The sequence below is a fragment of the Micromonospora sp. NPDC049801 genome (assembly GCF_040656575.1).
In the GTDB taxonomy this organism is placed as follows: domain Bacteria; phylum Actinomycetota; class Actinomycetes; order Mycobacteriales; family Micromonosporaceae; genus Micromonospora.
On sequence record NZ_JBFAMS010000017.1, the window covers coordinates 154,289 to 168,737 of the forward strand.

Genomic DNA, 14,449 nt, shown 5'->3' on the forward strand with positions numbered 1-14,449 from the left:
TTATGAAACCGGACCCAGGGCGTGGGTCAAGGCCCTCGGCTCGACCGAGGACTTTGACACCCGCTAGGAAAGCTCCGCCGACCGCGTGACTGCTCGTATCGCCACGACCGCGAGGTGCCGCGTTCTAGGCTCCGAGACAGGGGGCGGCGTGCCTTTCTCGAATTGGCGCACACATCCGGGTAGTGCCCTCACCCCATGATTCCCCTCGCGAGGCGCGAACTGGTGACAGAGAGGACGAGAGCATGGCGGTCAAGACGAAGGCGCGGCCCGGCACCACGGAGATCCGGCCATTCACGGTGGAAATTCCCCAGGCGGACCTCGACGACCTGAAACGGCGGATCGCCGCCACCCGTTGGCCGGAAAAGGAAATCGTCGACGACCAGTCGCAGGGCGTGCCACTCGCGACCATCCAGGCCGTCGCGCGTTACTGGGAAAACGAGTACGACTGGCGCAAGGTCGAGTCACGGCTGAATGCCGTACCGCAGTTCATGACCACCATCGACGGGGTGGACATCCACTTCATCCACGTGCGCTCGAAGCACGAGGACGCGCTCCCGCTCATCGTCACGCACGGGTGGCCCGGGTCGGTGATCGAGCAGATGAAGATCATCGAGCCGTTGACCGACCCGACGGCCCACGGCGCGAGCGCGTCGGACGCCTTCCACCTGGTGATCCCGTCCCTGCCCGGCCACGGCTTCTCGGGCAAGCCCACCGCGACGGGCTGGAACCCGCAGAAGATCGCCACCGCCTGGACCGAGCTGATGAAGCGCCTCGGGTACGACCGGTTCGTCGCCCAGGGCGGCGACTGGGGAGCGGTCGTCGTGGACCAGATGGGCGTGCAGGCCCCGCCGGAGCTGCTCGGGATCCACACCAACATGCCCGGCGCGGTCCCGCCCGAGATCGACCTGCTGTTCCAGGGCGACACCACCGGAGCGAACAACGCCATGGGGTCGCTGCCCTCGGGCCTGTCCGACGACGAGATGCGCGCGACCACCGAGTTGGACTACGTCTGGAAACACGTCGCGTACGCCCTGATGATGGCGACGCGCCCGCAGACGCTGACCGCCCTGGCGGACTCCCCGGTGGGCCTGGCGTCGTTCCTGCTCGACCACGACGCGAAGAGCCTCGCCCTGATCGCGAAGGTCTTCGAGGGCGCCCAGGCGGGCCTGACCCGCGACGACATCCTGGACAACATCTCGCTCTACTGGTTGACGAACACCGCGGTCTCCGCGTCCCGCCTCTACGCGGAGAACAAGCTCTCGTTCTTCGCCACCAAGGGCGTCAACGTCCCCGTCGCGGTGAGCGTCTTCCCCGACGAGCTGTACGAGGCCCCGCAGAGCTGGGCGGAGCAGGCGTACCCGAACCTCATCTACTACAACAAGCTCGACGTCGGTGGGCACTTCGCGGCCTGGGAGCAGCCGAAGATCTTCTCCGAGGAGCTGCGGACCGCCTTCCGGTCGCTGCGGTAGATGGCCGCGTTCGGTCGGGTGCACCTGCCGCCGCTCGGCGGGGCGGTCGAGTGGCTCAACTCCGAGCCGCTCGGCCCCGCCGAGCTGCGCGGACGCGTCGTACTCGTGAACTTCTGGACGCTGACCTGCATCAACTGGCTGCGCCAGGAGCCGTACGTGCGGGCCTGGTCGCGGGCGTACCGCAACGACGGCCTGGTCGTCGTCGGGGTGCACACGCCGGAGTTCGGCTTCGAGCATCAGGTGGATTGGGTACGCGCCGCGGTGGCGGCGCGCGACATCGACTACCCGGTCGCGGTCGACAGCGACTACGCGATCTGGCGCGCGTTCGCCAACCAGTACTGGCCGGCGCTCTACTTCGTCGACACCGACGGCGTGCTCAGCGACGAGCACTTCGGTGAGGGCCGCTACGAGCAGTCCGAGCGGACCATCCAGCGTCTGCTCGGTGTCGAGCGGGACCTCGTACCCGTCGCCGGGACCGGCCCGGAGGCGGCGGCCGACTGGGACAGCCTGCGGACGCCCGAGACGTACCTCGGGTTCAGTCGCGGCGAACACTTCGCGTCGCCGAACGGCCCCGCGCTCGACGAACGCCGCGCCTACGACCTCCCCGAGAGCCTGGCACTCAACCAGTGGGCCCTGTCGGGCGAGTGGACGATCGGGTCGGAGAACGTCGCGGTCGGTCGAGCCGACGCCAGCATCGCCGTCCGGTTCCACGCCCGCGACGCGCATCTCGTGCTGGCCCCCGGAACGGGACGGCCGGTCCCGTTCCGGGTGCTCCTCGACGGCGAGGCCCCCGGCCCGTCCCACGGCGTCGACGTCGACGAGGCCGGCACCGGCGTGCTGGCGGACGGCCGCCTCTACCAGCTCGTCCGCCAGGACGGCGCGGTCCGGGAACGGACCCTGGAGGTCACGTTCGGCGAACCCGGCGCCGAGGCGTACGCCTTCACCTTCGGCTGACGCGCAGATCGACAGTGCTCACCGTGCCGGAGACCGGTGAGAAGCTGCGCACCTGAGCGCCGGGACGCAGACGGCTGTCGGTGGCGTACCGGTCGGCGAGCGCCTTCTCCGCGGCCTCGTCGCCGTCGTCGGCCTTGAGCAGCAGCGCGGCGATCTCGTCGGCGAGCGTGAGGTCGGCGTCGGCGAGGTCGTCGGTCATCGCGCCGAAGCTGTCCCACAGCAGCAGCTCGTCCTTCTGCCGATGGGCCAGCTCGTGCAGGAGATAGTCGTAGATGAACCAGGCGCCGTGGACCGGCAGGTCGGGGGCCACGCCGTAGACGTCGGGATCGATCGTTCCGGCCCGGTACGCCGACCAGACCCGCGCCGCCGAGTCGAAGAGCCCCGCCGTCGGATCGATGTCGTAGCCGTCGAACCGCCGGTCGCCGGCCGGGTCGGCCTCCGGGTCGGCCCAGACCCAGCGGTGGCCGTTCCAGTACTCCACCAGCACGTGATCGTGGTGCCAGTCGGGCGTGAAATAGGAGGCGAAGCCGACCCGGCTGCGGCTCGGGACGCCGTGTTGACGCAGCAGCGCGACCGAGAGCAGCGTGTGGTCCCGGCAGCAGCCGGCCACCCGGTCGACGGCCGGGCGCTCGGTGCGCAGGGGCAGGGCGAAGCGGGACTGGTCGGTGTCGAGAATGCGCTCCACCCAGCGGCTGTTCACCTCCTCCAGCCGGTCGCCGGGCAACTCGACGCCGCCGGCGCGGTAGTGAACTATCAGGTTGCGGGCGGTCGCCGCCACGGTGGCGATGTCGGCGGGCACGGCGTCGAGCAGTGCGGCATGCCGGCCCGGGTCGCTGTACGGGGAGTGCTGTCGGTAGCTGTCGACGTCCATGAGGCGAGTCTTCGTCCTGCCACCGTGTCAGGGTCAAGGCGCTTTTCCCGGCTAGTGTCGACTGCTGTGACAGCGCCCGAGATCACCATCGCCACCCCAGCCGACCGCGATGCGGTGGTCGGTTCACTGGTCGCCGCGTTCGTCAGGGATCCCATCCTGCGGTTCCTGTTCCCCGACGAGGAGACCTACCCGCGCCACGCCGCCACCTTCTTCGGGGACCTCTTCGACAAGCGGGTGCACCTGTCGTCGATCTGGACGACAGGTGGCGGTGCGTCCGTCGCCATCTGGGAGCCGCCGGCCGAGCAACCGACTGCCGGGCCGGCCGACGTGCGGACTGCCGGGCCGGCAGCCGTGCACGGGTCGCCGAAGGAAGGTTCCTACCCGGCCGACGTGCTGGCCCGGGTGCAGGGCTACGACCACACCGTGCACGCCGCACTGCCGACGTACCCGTTCTGGTATCTCGGTGTCCTGGGCACCCACCCCGACAGCGCCGGACGCGGTTGGGGCCGCGCCGTCATGCGGGCTGGGCTGGCTCGTGCCGCCGCCGACGGACTGCCGGCGATCCTGGAGACCAGCAACCCGGGCAACGTCGACCTGTACCGCCGGGCCGGCTGGGAGGTGGTGGGCTCCCTGTCGGAGCCGGTGCCCACCTGGATCATGCAGCAGCCGCCCCGCTGAGACGTCCCGGTTGGCGGTTCAACCCCGGACCGCGGCCCGACCGATGCGGGCACCGGATGTCGGGTGGACCACCTGACCCGCCGCCTAGCGTTGCTGCTCGAAAGGGAAGGAGGCCCGGGTGCTGGAGCGGCTCAACGAGGCCATGGCGCACATCGAGCGGCACCTCGACCAGCAGATCGAGGTGGCCGACCTGGCGCGGATCGCGCTCACGTCGGAGTACCACTTCCGGCGGCTGTTCTCCGCGCTGGCCGGCATGCCGCTGTCGGAGTACGTCCGCCGCCGTCGGCTCACCGTCGCCGGCGCGGACGTGCTGGCGGGGGAGCGGACGCTGCTCGACGTCGCGGTGCGCTACGGCTACGGCTCGGCCGAGGCGTTCGCCCGTGCGTTCCACGCCGTGCACGGCGTGGGGCCCGGAGAAGCCCGGCGTACGGGGGCGGCGTTGCGTTCCCAGCCCCGGATGTCCTTCCGACTCACCGTGGAAGGGAGCGGCAGCATGGAGTACCGAATCGTCACCAAGGACGCGTTCGCGCTGGTGGGGCGCAAGGCCCGGGTTCCGCTGGTGCACGAGGGGATGAACCCGTCGATCGTCGCGTTCATCAGGAGCATCGACAAGGAGACGACCGCCCGGATCGAGGCGCTCTCCGACCAGGAGCCGGCCGGGATCGTCAACGTCAGCGACAACCTGGCCGACACCCGGGCCGAGGGGAGCGAGCTGGACTACTGGCATGGGGCCGTCACCGGGGCCACGCCCCCGGACGACCTGGACGCGCTGCCGGTGGCGGCCGGGTCGTGGGCGGTGTTCACCACCTCCGGCGCGTTCCCGCAGGCGGTGCAGTTCCTGTGGCGGGACGTGTTCACCCAGTGGTTCCCGTCGAACCCGTACCGCAGCCGGCCCGGACCGGAGATCTCCCGGGTACGGGTGTCCGCGGACGGGAGCACGGCGGACGCGGAGCTGTGGATCCCGGTCGAACGGGTCGCGGCCTGAGGACGTCGCGGCCTGAGGCTCAGTCGGGTACGTCGTCCCAGGTGGTGCCCGGCGGCAGATAGCCGGCCGACGGGTTGTCGCGCAACGCGTAGGCGATGACCAGCAGCGCGTGCCGGTCCAACTCGGGCAGCCGGTCCAGCGCGAACCACCGCACGTCCAGCGACTCGTCGTCGTTGACCCGCGCGGTGCCGGACACCACCTGGCAGACGAAGCCCAGGTTGAGGTATTCGCAGCGGTCGCCGTTGGGGTAGGTGTGCGGGTGGGAGACGGCACTGGTCAGGCGCAGCGGCGTCACGTCCAGGCCGGTCTCCTCCCGCACCTCCCGGACCAGCGCGGTGGCCGGCTGCTCGCCCGGCTCGACGAAGCCGCTGATCACCGACCACCGCCCGTCGTCCGAGCGTTGGCCGAGCAGCAGCTCACCGGCGTCGTTGCGGATGACCGCGCTGACGCTGGGCAGCCACAGCAGGTCGTGGCCGACGTGCTTTCGCATCCGCACGATGTAGTCCGGTACCGCCATCGGGCGATCATAGGCCGCGCGTCGGCGGCCACCGCCGTCCCGTCGAGGTCGCGTCGTGCTCAGCCCGGCCATTCGACGGTACGACGAAAGCGCTTGTACTCCGCGGTCAGCTCGGCGTCGATGCGCTCCAGCCGGGCGGGGGTGAGCACCACCGACGGGTCCTGCCACGGCCGTCCGGCGAGCAGTTGGCGACGCAGCCCGAGCGGCGGGTGGGCGGCGAAGAGCGAGGCCTCGTCACGGACCGACAGTTGGCGCAGCAGCGGCAGCCGGTGACTGTTCGCCGCGCGGGCCTCGGCGAACGCCGACCGCCAACGGTCCGGGCCGTGCCCCGCTCGTGCGTGGACACGTACCGCCAACGCCATCGACTCGCCGGCCAGCAGGGCGTCGAGCAGATCGGTGGCGGCCGTCGTGCCGGCGACCCGGGCGGCCAGGTCGTCGGCGAGGTACTCAGCGCGCTGGCTGTCCCGCAGCGCCACGCTCACCAGCACGAGGTGCGCGCCGAACAGCACCCGGGACACCACCCACTGGAACGCGCGGCCCAGCGCGTCACCCACCATCTCCAGCAGCCCGGCCCCGACGGTGGTCTGCACCGGCCGGAACAGGTCGGCGGCCGAGGCGAGCGTGGTGAACGCGGGTTGGGTGAGCAGACCCCGACGTGGGTCGCCGTTGACGAAGTGGCCGAGTTCGTGCCCGAGCAGCGCCACCCGTTCACCGGCGGGCAGCGAGCCCCACAGTGGCAGCCCGAGCGCCAACACCCGGCGGCGTCGCACCCCGACCGCGCCCGCGTACGCGTTGATGGCGTTGTCGACGCCGACCACGTCCGGCACCGGCGCGCCGATCGCCGCGGCCACCTCGTCGATCAGCCCGAACAGCTCCGGCGCACGGTCGCGGGACAGAACCTCCAGATCCGGGTCGACCCGGCCGAAGCGGGGCCGCAGGGCGACCGCCAGGGCGACCATCGCCACACCCAGCACGATCGCCAGGTTGGGAAAGGGGAACGCCACGATCAGCCAACCGCCGACGACCGCGAGGGCGAGCACGGCCGCGATCAGCAGCAGGGACACCACCGCGGTGAGCGTCCGTGCCGCACTCGACCCGCCGTCGCCGAGCGGACGGCCGAGCAACTGGCGGAACTGCTGCCCGGTCGCCTGAAACGCCAACCGGTGGGTCCACCGGTCGACCCAGGTCCAGCCGAACTCGCGCTCGCGCCGCCCGGGGTCGTACGCCTCCAGGTTCCACTCGCAGCCGGGGCACCACGGCGCCGCGTCCCTCAGCGACGCGGTGGTCGTTCCGCATCGCGGGCACGCCCCCGCGCCCGTCACCGTGTTGATCACGGCCACGAATCCTGCCCCGGAGCGTCGGGCCGGGGAATCGACCGTTCGGCCACCGGTGTTCCCGCGCCTTCCAACGCCCCCACCTGCACTTCTTTCGGCGTTTTCGCCCGCGGTGCGGTAAGCGTCTCTACTGTGGAGAGGGTTAGGCGACTTGCGTGATCCGGTGGCGGGCAACCGGTTCGCGGTGCACAGTGTTTCCCATGAGCGACAGCGAACGTAGTGGGCAGTTCTACTGGTGCACCCGACACCACCGGGTCGAGACGGACGCCGACGTGTGTCCGGCGAAGCACGTCCTCGGCCCGTACGACTCGGCGGCCGACGCGGAGAACGCCCTGCAGCGAGTGCAGGAGCGGAATGAGGCGTGGGAGGCCGAGGACGCGCGTTGGGCCGGGGAGGACAGGTAGACGGCGCGGGACGGCCCGCGTCGCGGTAGTTCGTGCTCCGCGAGGACGCACGCGAGAGCACGTCCCCAAGGAGGGAACCACGATGGCCGTTACACAGCAGGCCACCACCCGCCCGGCCGCCCGCAAGACCACCGCGAAGAAGACCGCCGCGGCGGAGCGTGGCACGTCGGCGAGCCGGACCACCCCCGTGCGCAAGTCCACCACGGGCGCGGCGAAGGCGCCGGCCCGCAAGGCGGCCGGCGGCGCGGGGCGTGCCCCGGCGACGAAGACGACCACCGCGGCGAAGAAGGCCCCCGCCAAGAAGGCAACGGCGACGAAGACGACGAAGACCACGGCGGCGGCCAAGAGGACCACGGCGGCCAAGAAGGCGCCCGCGAAGAAGACCGCGACCACGGCCAGGACCACGGCGACCAAGAACACGGCGGCGGCCAGGAAGGCGCCCGCGAAGACCGCGTCCGCCCGCGGGACGGCCACCGCCGCGAAGCGGAGCCCGGCAGCCACGGCGCGCAAGAGCGGCACCGCGACCAAGGCGACGAGCGCGGCGAAGAAGACCACCAGCGCGGCGAAGAAGACCACCGCCTCGGCGGCCAAGAGGACCACGGCCGCGACGAAGGCGCCCGCCCGCAAGGTCGCGACCAAGGCGTCGGCGGTGAAGAAGACGGCCGCGAAGAAGGCTCCCGCCAAGAAGGCGCCCGCGAAGAAGACCACGGCGGCGAAGAAGACGGCGACCCGTCCGGCCGGCGGCGCGCGCAAGGCGGCGGCGAAGAAGGCCCCGGCCTCGAAGGTGACCGGCACGTCGTCGACGACCGCCCGTAAGGCGGCGGCGAAGAAGGCCCCGGCGAAGAAGACCACCGCCGCCAAGGCGCCGGCCCGCAAGGTGACCGCCCGCAAGTCGCCGTCGCAGCCGGTCGCCGCGCGGGCAACCGCCCCCCGGGGTACGCGGACCACGGCGCGGAGGGCGACCGGCTGACGCTGGTCGTCCCCGGGCTGGCCGCCCCGCCTCGGCCGGGGTCGCCCCGGCTGGCGCTGGTCGTCGCCCCGGGCTGGCCGGGCGGCGCGGCGTGGACTCGGCCGGTCACCGGAAGCGGATCACCGGCGGCGCTGTCAGGATTGACCCGTGGTCATCCGACGCGTACTCGCCCCCCGCATCGACTTCGGCGCGCTGCGCCGCGAGCTCGGCCTGCCCGAGAGCTTCCCCACGGCCGCCCAGCGGGAGGCCGACGCGGCGGCCGCCGCGCCGCCCCGGCCGGCCGTCGACCGCACCGACATACCGTTCGTCACCGTCGACCCGGCCACCTCCCGTGACCTGGACCAGGCGATGCACCTGGCCCGCCGGACGGGAGGTGGCTACCGCGTGCGGTACGCGATCGCGGACGTCGCCGCGCACGTCGAGCCGGGCGGCGCGCTGGAGGAGGAGACCTGGCGGCGCGGGCAGACGGTCTACCTGCCCGACGGCAACGTGCCGCTGCACCCGGTGACGCTCAGCGAGGGTGCGGCCAGCCTGCTGCCCGACGACGACCGCGCCGCCGTGGTGTGGACCATCGACCTGGACGCCGACGGCGCCACGGTGGCCGTCGAGCTGGAGCGCGCCCTGGTCCGCAGTCGGGCCAAGCTCGACTACACCGGCGTGCAGGCGGCGGCCGACGCCGGTCGGCTGCCCGAGCCGATCGCGCTGCTGCCCGAGATCGGCGACCGGCTGACCGCCCGTGGGCTGCGCCGGGGGGCCATTAACCTGCCGCTGCCCGAGCAGGACGTGGAGCCCGATGGCGACGGGTGGCGGCTGGTGCTGCGCGGGCCGGCGCCCATGGAGGAGCACAACGCGCAGATCTCGCTGCTGACCGGGATGGCCGCCGCCGACATCATGCTGGCCGGCGGGATCGGCCTGCTGCGGACGATGCCCCCACCGAAGCCGGAGGCGGTGCAACGCCTGCGGGCGGCCGCCGCCCCGCTGGGCGTGCGCTGGCCGGACGGCGCGAGCCCCGGCGAGGTCATCGCCGGACTGGACGCCGCGCAGCCACGTGCCGCCGCGTTCATCGACCAGGCCGCCGAGTTGATGCGCGGCGCCGCGTACACCGCCTTCGACGGCAGCCGCCCGGAGCAGCCGGAGCACGGCGGGGTCGCGGCCGCGTACGCCCATGTCACGGCGCCGTTGCGGCGCCTGGCCGACCGGTACGCCACCGAGGTCTGCCTGGCCCTGCACGCGGGCCGGGAGGTGCCCGACTGGGCCCGCGCCGCGCTGCCCCGGCTGCCCGAGGTGATGGCCAGCACCGACCGCACCGCCTCGGCGGCCAGCCGGGGCGCGGTCGAACTGGCCGAGGCGGTGCTGCTGGAACACCGGGTGGGGGAGACCTTCGACGCGGCGGTGCTCGACGTCGACGCCCCCGCCAACGGCAAGTCCCGGCCGCGGCCGCCCGGCGGAACCGTGGCCCTGGACGCCCCGCCGGTCCGCAGCCGCTGCCTCGGTGAACTTCCGCTCGGCGAACGGGTCCGCGTCCGCCTGGTCAACGCCGACCCGGCGGCCCGTACGGTGCTGTTCGAGCTGGCCTGAGTCGCCGCGCGGTCGGGTCGCGCGGGCAGCGGGGATTGTCACAGTGGCTGGCGACTCTGGCGCGCCGAGCGGTTTGCGAGGATGAGCCCATGGCATACGACGCGAGCACGCTGCCCGACGTTTCCGGGCTGACGGTCGGCATCATCGGCGGCACCGGCGACCAGGGCCGTGGCCTCGCCTATCGACTCGCCCGGGCCGGCCAGACGGTGCTGATCGGCTCCCGGTCCGCCGAGCGGGCCACCGAGTCCGCCGCCGAGATCGCCGCGCTGCCCCGGATGCCGGCCGAGGTGCGGATCACCGGCGCGGCCAACGACGAGGTGGCCCGCCGCAGCGACGTGGTGATCATCGCGGTGCCGTGGGACGGCCACGCGGCCACCGTCGCCGCCCTGGCGGAGCCGTTGGCCGGCACGATCGTCGTTGACTGCGTCAACCCGCTGGGCTTCGACAAGCAGGGTCCGTACGCGCTCACCGTCGCCGAGGGCAGCGCCGTCCAGCAGGCTGCCGCGCTGCTGCCCGACTCCCGCGTCTGCGCCGCGTTCAACCACGTGAGCGCACCACTGCTGGCCGACCCCGAGGTCGACCGGATCGACCTCGACGTGCTGATCTGCACCGAGGACCGGGAACTCGTCGACATCGTCGGGGCGCTCGCCGCGCGGATCCCCGGCATGCGCGGCATCTACGCCGGTCGGCTGCGCAACGCCCACCAGATCGAGGCGTTCACCGCGAACCTGATCGCCATCAACAAGCGCTACAAGGCCCACGCCGGCATCCGCGTCACCGACCTCTGACAGTGCCCTGAGGGATCCTGGGGCATGACCGATGCTGACGGGGTGTTGCGGATCGCGGATCTGCGCCGAGCGTGCTCGATGTTGTTGGATGCGGCGGAGAGCCGATTCGGTCCGGAGATCCAGCTGTCACAGCTTGGCGTCGACCACTACTGGAACATGGACCTGGGTGCGGCGTTCGGGATGGTCCAGCGCCCCGAGTTGGAGATCGACTGCGGGCAGAGTAGCGACGATGTCGCCGAGCTGACGAGCCTCCTGCGGCGGGGTGGTCCAGACGGCTTCGTGTCGCTGTGGCACGACCTTTCGCACGTCAGCGGGCTGCTGCGGCTGCTGGCGTACCTCGATCTGCCCGACAATCGCGAGAGCTAGCCTGCGCGGGGGACGGGCCGACCGCTGGGCACACCGGCGCCAAGCCGAGGCCCTGCTCGCCGCCCCGTGTCCCGCCGCACCGTCGTTCGAGGGCCGCACGCCTGCGGTGAGCGCACCGCCGTGCGGCTCCGCCCGCGCCCCGTGCAGGCCGTGCAAACGGCACGCTCGCCAGCTCCGGAACGCGCGGCGCAGCCACGAATCGAGAGGTCGAACGGCACCGTCATCGGGTGCGTGGCTGACCCGCTGCCGTCATGTTCGCCGGTGGTAGTGGTTGCGGCGGGGGAGCTGGTCGGGATCGAGCCAGGCGGGCGGGATGAATTCGGGGTGGCCGTTGCCGCCCAACTGGACGGCCCACTCGCCACGGTGGAGGTGGCGGTGGTGGTGGCCGCAGAGCAGCACCGCGTTGGCCAGGTTGGTGTCGCCGCCGTCGGCCCAGTGTCGGAGGTGGTGGGCGTCGCACCAGCGGGGTGGTCGGTCGCAGCCGGGGAAGGCGCAGCCTCGGTCGCGCAGGATCAGGGCGCGGCGCAGGGGACCGGTGACGAGTCGGCGCTGCCGGCCGACGTCGAGTGGCTGGCCGGCGCTGCCGAGCACGGCGGGCAGGATGGCGGCGTCGCAGGCGAGGCGACGTACCGTCTCCGGGGTGAGCCCGAAGCCGGCGTCGAGAGTGCCGGCACCGAGCTGCCGGACCAGGCCGTCGAAGCTGGTGGTGACGACGAGCTGGGTCGGCTCGCCGCCGTGCTCGGGCAGCCTCTCGGCGCGCAGGGCGAGTCGGCAGAGGTCGCCGAGGGCGTCGTGCCGCCGTTGCCCCGGTGACCGGTGGTCGTCCTGACCGGAGGGTGCGGTCAGTGGGTCGATGGCGGCGCGGAGCAGGCCGGCGGTCTCCGCGTCGAGGGTGCCGCTCAACCGCAGCCGGCCGTCGGTCAGCTCGGACAGGGTGAGGTGACGGTCCCGGGTGGCTCGGCGGGCTTCGGCGTCGAGGGCGGCCTTCGCGGCGGCGTCGGCGACCTCGGGTGCGACGTGGTCGAGGATGCGGGTGGCGAGCCTGCGCAGCAGGGTGGGGTCGAACTGGCCGGCCCAGTCGACGAGGACGCCGATCGCTCTGGTGGCGACGTCAGTGCCGGCGGCGGCCCGCACGGTGTCGACGGTGTCGGCGATGACGCGGGCCTGCTCCAGGCTGACGTCTCCGTCGGCCAGCGCCCGGCGGACCTCGGGAGCGCCCGTGTCGAGGGCGTGAGCGGACTCGACCAACCGGCGGGCCGCGGGAACTGTCAACCGTAGGCGGTCGCGCAACCAGACCGCCGTCGACGAAGCGCCCTGCGCCAGGGCCGTGCCCCGGCCGTCCAGCTCGCGCACGAGGGTCAGCTTGACGGCCGCGAGCTGCTGCTCGAGCCGGTGCGCGGCGTCGAGCGCAGCCACCAGGTCATGCTCCGCGAGGGCCCAGGCCGGCGCGGCGGCGGCATCCGCCACCGCGCCCCGCGCCTGCGCCAACTCTTCGATCACACCCCGAACCTAGAACAGGTGTACGACAAAACCAGTCACCATGATCAATGAGGGTGACCTCGCGGCCCGATCGGGGGCGCACGACGCCGATGTAAAGCTTTCTAGACATGATGTCAAAGACGCCATACTATGAGCATGTCAAGAATTCTTTACAGCAGGAGGCGGTCGTGACGCACGAGGAGAAACGCGCCTGGATCATGCTGGTGGTCAGTGTGGTGGGCTACGCCGCCTACGCGGCCGTGGTCCTGAACCGGGCCGACGGTGGTCCGCTCACCGCCACGCCGTACGCCGGGGTGCTGTTGTGGACCATCGGCGGGGCCGTCGTCGCGAGCATCGTGGCCGAGATCGGGATGGGTGTGCTGAACCCGGGCGCCTCCCGTGCCAAGGACGTCCGGGACCGGGAGATCGGACGGCTCGGTGACCACGTCGGTCAGGCGTTCGTGGCCATCGGCGCGGTGTCGGCGATGCTGATGGCGTTGGCCGAATGGGACTGGTTCTGGATCGCGAACGTCATCTACCTGTGCTTCGTCCTGTCGGCGGCGGTTGGCGCCCTGGCGAAGGTGATCGTCTACCGCAAGGGTGTCCCGCAGTGGTGAAGCCGACCCGCGTCACGAACAACATCCGCGCGCTGCGCTTCGCGCACGGCGAGATGACCCAGGCCGAGCTCGCCGAGCGGATCGGCGTGACCCGACAGACCGTCATCGCCATCGAGCAGAGTCGTTACTCGCCGTCGCTGGAGATGGCGTTCAAGATCGCGCGCTTGTTCGACGCACGTCTCGACGACGTGTTCCAGTACCCCGAGGAGGCGACACCGTGAAGGCCATCGTCCAGGACAGCTACGGCCCGGCCGACGTGCTCCACCTCCGCGACATCGACCAACCCGCCGTGAACGACGAGGAGGTCCTCGTGCAGGTCCGCGCCGCCGGGGTCGACCCCGGGGTGTGGATCTTCATGACCGGTCGCCCCTACCTGGCGCGGCTGGCCGCAGGGCCGCGCCGGCCCCGGGTGCCGGTGCGCGGGCGGGACCTGGCCGGGGTGGTGGTCGCGGTCGGTGCTCGGGTGACCCGGTTCCGGCCCGGCGACGAGGTGTTCGGCACCTGTCCGCGCGGCTCGTACGCCGAGTTCGCGAGCGCGCCGGAGCGGCGGCTGGCCCGCAAACCGGCCAACCTGTCGTTCGCGCAGGCCGCCGCCGCGCCGGTCTCCGGGATGACGGCGCTGCGTGCGGTCCGCGACAGCGGCGCGGTACGCCCAGGGCAGCGCGTGCTGGTCATCGGCGCATCCGGCGGCGTCGGGTCACACGCCGTACAGATCGCCAAGGCGTACGGGGCGACCGTCACCGCCGTCTGCGCGCCGGCCAGGGCCGCGTTCGTACGCGGCCTCGGCGCCGACGACACCCTCGACTACACCAGCGAGGAGGTCGACAGCCGTGGCCCAATCTACGACGTGGTCATCGACACCGGCGGCGATCGGCCGGTCTCCCTGCTGCGCCGCGCCCTCACCCCACACGGGACACTGGCGCTGGTCGGCGGCGCGTACACCAAGGGCCCCGTGCTCAGCGGCTACGACCGGCAGATGTTCCGCGCGCCGCTGCTGTCCCTGTTCGTCGGTCAACGCCTGCGTAGCGTGAGCGCGGTCGAGCGCACCAGGGACCTGAGCGAGCTGGGGAACCTCATCGAATCGGGGGCGCTCACCCCGGCGGTCGACCGCACCTATCCGCTGGCCCAGGCGGCGGACGCGATCCGCCACCTCCGGCACGGGCACCCGGCGGGGAAGGTCGTCGTCACCGTGTGACGCGGTGGCCGCCGCGACCGCTCACCGGGGCCCGCACCGACCGTGACTCGCGCTCGGACCGTCGTTCTCGGCTGGGCGGACAGCGGCCGGATGACGGGGGTGGGCGCAACCCACCCCCGCCAACCCAGGCCACTAAACGGCTAGGGCCTGTTTCATAAGAGCTGGCCGGCCTGCGGCGGGCCCGGACGACGACCGGCGGCGTTGCGGTTTCGTCCGGATACAACACCGGTATCCGGACGAAACC

General features: G+C 72.3%; 16 protein-coding genes. 12 read left to right on the top strand and 4 right to left on the bottom strand.

Going from position 1 to position 14,449, the window contains the following annotated elements:
- The first annotated feature begins 242 nt into the window (after nucleotides 1-242).
- A complete protein-coding gene (locus AB0I89_RS27545; protein WP_357132707.1) occupies nucleotides 243-1,469 on the top strand; it encodes an epoxide hydrolase family protein in 1,227 nt (408 codons plus the stop codon).
- Nucleotides 1,470-2,423: a redoxin family protein gene (locus AB0I89_RS27550; RefSeq protein ID WP_357132709.1), complete on the top strand. Its 954-nt coding sequence runs from the start codon at nucleotides 1,470-1,472 to the stop codon at nucleotides 2,421-2,423.
- Here the strand turns inward: AB0I89_RS27550 and AB0I89_RS27555 are convergent.
- Complete coding sequence (locus AB0I89_RS27555) at nucleotides 2,410-3,294, bottom strand: transglutaminase domain-containing protein (protein WP_357132711.1); 885 nt, start codon at nucleotides 3,292-3,294, stop codon at nucleotides 2,410-2,412. The genes AB0I89_RS27550 and AB0I89_RS27555 overlap by 14 nt on opposite strands.
- Nucleotides 3,295-3,360: 66 nt before the next feature.
- Here AB0I89_RS27555 and AB0I89_RS27560 point away from each other — a divergent pair, with 66 nt between their 5' ends.
- Together AB0I89_RS27560 and AB0I89_RS27565 are read left to right on the top strand one after the other, a co-directional pair.
- Nucleotides 3,361-3,972: a GNAT family N-acetyltransferase gene (locus tag AB0I89_RS27560; protein ID WP_357132713.1), complete on the top strand. Its 612-nt coding sequence runs from the start codon at nucleotides 3,361-3,363 to the stop codon at nucleotides 3,970-3,972.
- A 118-nt stretch (nucleotides 3,973-4,090) separates the two neighbouring features.
- The gene (locus AB0I89_RS27565) at nucleotides 4,091-4,957 is read left to right on the top strand and encodes an AraC family transcriptional regulator (RefSeq protein ID WP_357132715.1); all 867 of its coding nucleotides are present in this window, start codon (nucleotides 4,091-4,093) and stop codon (nucleotides 4,955-4,957) included.
- Nucleotides 4,958-4,976: 19 nt separating this feature from the next.
- Here AB0I89_RS27565 and AB0I89_RS27570 read toward each other — a convergent pair whose 3' ends face one another.
- The gene (locus tag AB0I89_RS27570) at nucleotides 4,977-5,474 is read right to left on the bottom strand and encodes an NUDIX domain-containing protein (RefSeq protein ID WP_357132717.1); all 498 of its coding nucleotides are present in this window, start codon (nucleotides 5,472-5,474) and stop codon (nucleotides 4,977-4,979) included.
- Nucleotides 5,475-5,533: 59 nt separating this feature from the next.
- A complete protein-coding gene (locus AB0I89_RS27575) occupies nucleotides 5,534-6,808 on the bottom strand; it encodes a M48 family metallopeptidase (protein ID WP_357132720.1) in 1,275 nt (424 codons plus the stop codon).
- Between the two features lie 200 nt (nucleotides 6,809-7,008).
- Between AB0I89_RS27575 and AB0I89_RS27580 the strand changes: the two genes are divergently transcribed.
- The 5 genes from AB0I89_RS27580 (at nucleotide 7,009) to AB0I89_RS27600 (ending at nucleotide 10,914) form a co-directional block, all read left to right on the top strand.
- On the top strand, nucleotides 7,009-7,212 hold the full coding sequence (locus AB0I89_RS27580; protein ID WP_357132722.1) for a hypothetical protein: 204 nt from the start codon (nucleotides 7,009-7,011) through the stop codon (nucleotides 7,210-7,212).
- 82 nt (nucleotides 7,213-7,294) lie between these two features.
- Nucleotides 7,295-8,182: a histone gene (locus AB0I89_RS27585; protein ID WP_357132723.1), complete on the top strand. Its 888-nt coding sequence runs from the start codon at nucleotides 7,295-7,297 to the stop codon at nucleotides 8,180-8,182.
- 147 nt (nucleotides 8,183-8,329) lie between these two features.
- Complete coding sequence (locus AB0I89_RS27590) at nucleotides 8,330-9,760, top strand: RNB domain-containing ribonuclease (protein ID WP_357132726.1); 1,431 nt, start codon at nucleotides 8,330-8,332, stop codon at nucleotides 9,758-9,760.
- 89 nt (nucleotides 9,761-9,849) lie between these two features.
- Nucleotides 9,850-10,548, top strand: a complete 699-nt coding sequence (gene npdG / locus AB0I89_RS27595; protein ID WP_357132728.1) for an NADPH-dependent F420 reductase — start codon at nucleotides 9,850-9,852, stop codon at nucleotides 10,546-10,548.
- A 24-nt stretch (nucleotides 10,549-10,572) separates the two neighbouring features.
- Nucleotides 10,573-10,914, top strand: coding sequence for a hypothetical protein (locus tag AB0I89_RS27600; protein WP_357132730.1), 342 nt, complete (start codon nucleotides 10,573-10,575; stop codon nucleotides 10,912-10,914).
- A gap of 249 nt (nucleotides 10,915-11,163) precedes the next feature.
- Here the strand turns inward: AB0I89_RS27600 and AB0I89_RS27605 are convergent, their stop codons facing one another.
- On the bottom strand, nucleotides 11,164-12,414 hold the full coding sequence (locus AB0I89_RS27605) for a DUF222 domain-containing protein (RefSeq protein WP_357132733.1): 1,251 nt from the start codon (nucleotides 12,412-12,414) through the stop codon (nucleotides 11,164-11,166).
- 167 nt (nucleotides 12,415-12,581) lie between these two features.
- On the opposite strand from AB0I89_RS27605, the gene AB0I89_RS27610 reads away from it, so the two are divergent.
- The 3 genes from AB0I89_RS27610 to AB0I89_RS27620 are packed head-to-tail and all read left to right on the top strand — an operon-like array spanning nucleotide 12,582 to nucleotide 14,205.
- Nucleotides 12,582-13,010 (top strand): hypothetical protein, encoded by a 429-nt coding sequence (locus AB0I89_RS27610; protein WP_357132734.1) that lies wholly within the window; start codon nucleotides 12,582-12,584, stop codon nucleotides 13,008-13,010.
- Between the two features lie 23 nt (nucleotides 13,011-13,033).
- Entirely contained in the window at nucleotides 13,034-13,231 is a 198-nt protein-coding gene (locus tag AB0I89_RS27615; RefSeq protein WP_355051501.1) for a helix-turn-helix transcriptional regulator, read from the top strand.
- The gene (locus AB0I89_RS27620; RefSeq protein ID WP_357132736.1) at nucleotides 13,228-14,205 is read left to right on the top strand and encodes an NAD(P)-dependent alcohol dehydrogenase; all 978 of its coding nucleotides are present in this window, start codon (nucleotides 13,228-13,230) and stop codon (nucleotides 14,203-14,205) included. The genes AB0I89_RS27615 and AB0I89_RS27620 overlap by 4 nt, the downstream gene beginning before the upstream one ends.
- Nucleotides 14,206-14,449: the final 244 nt, after the last annotated feature.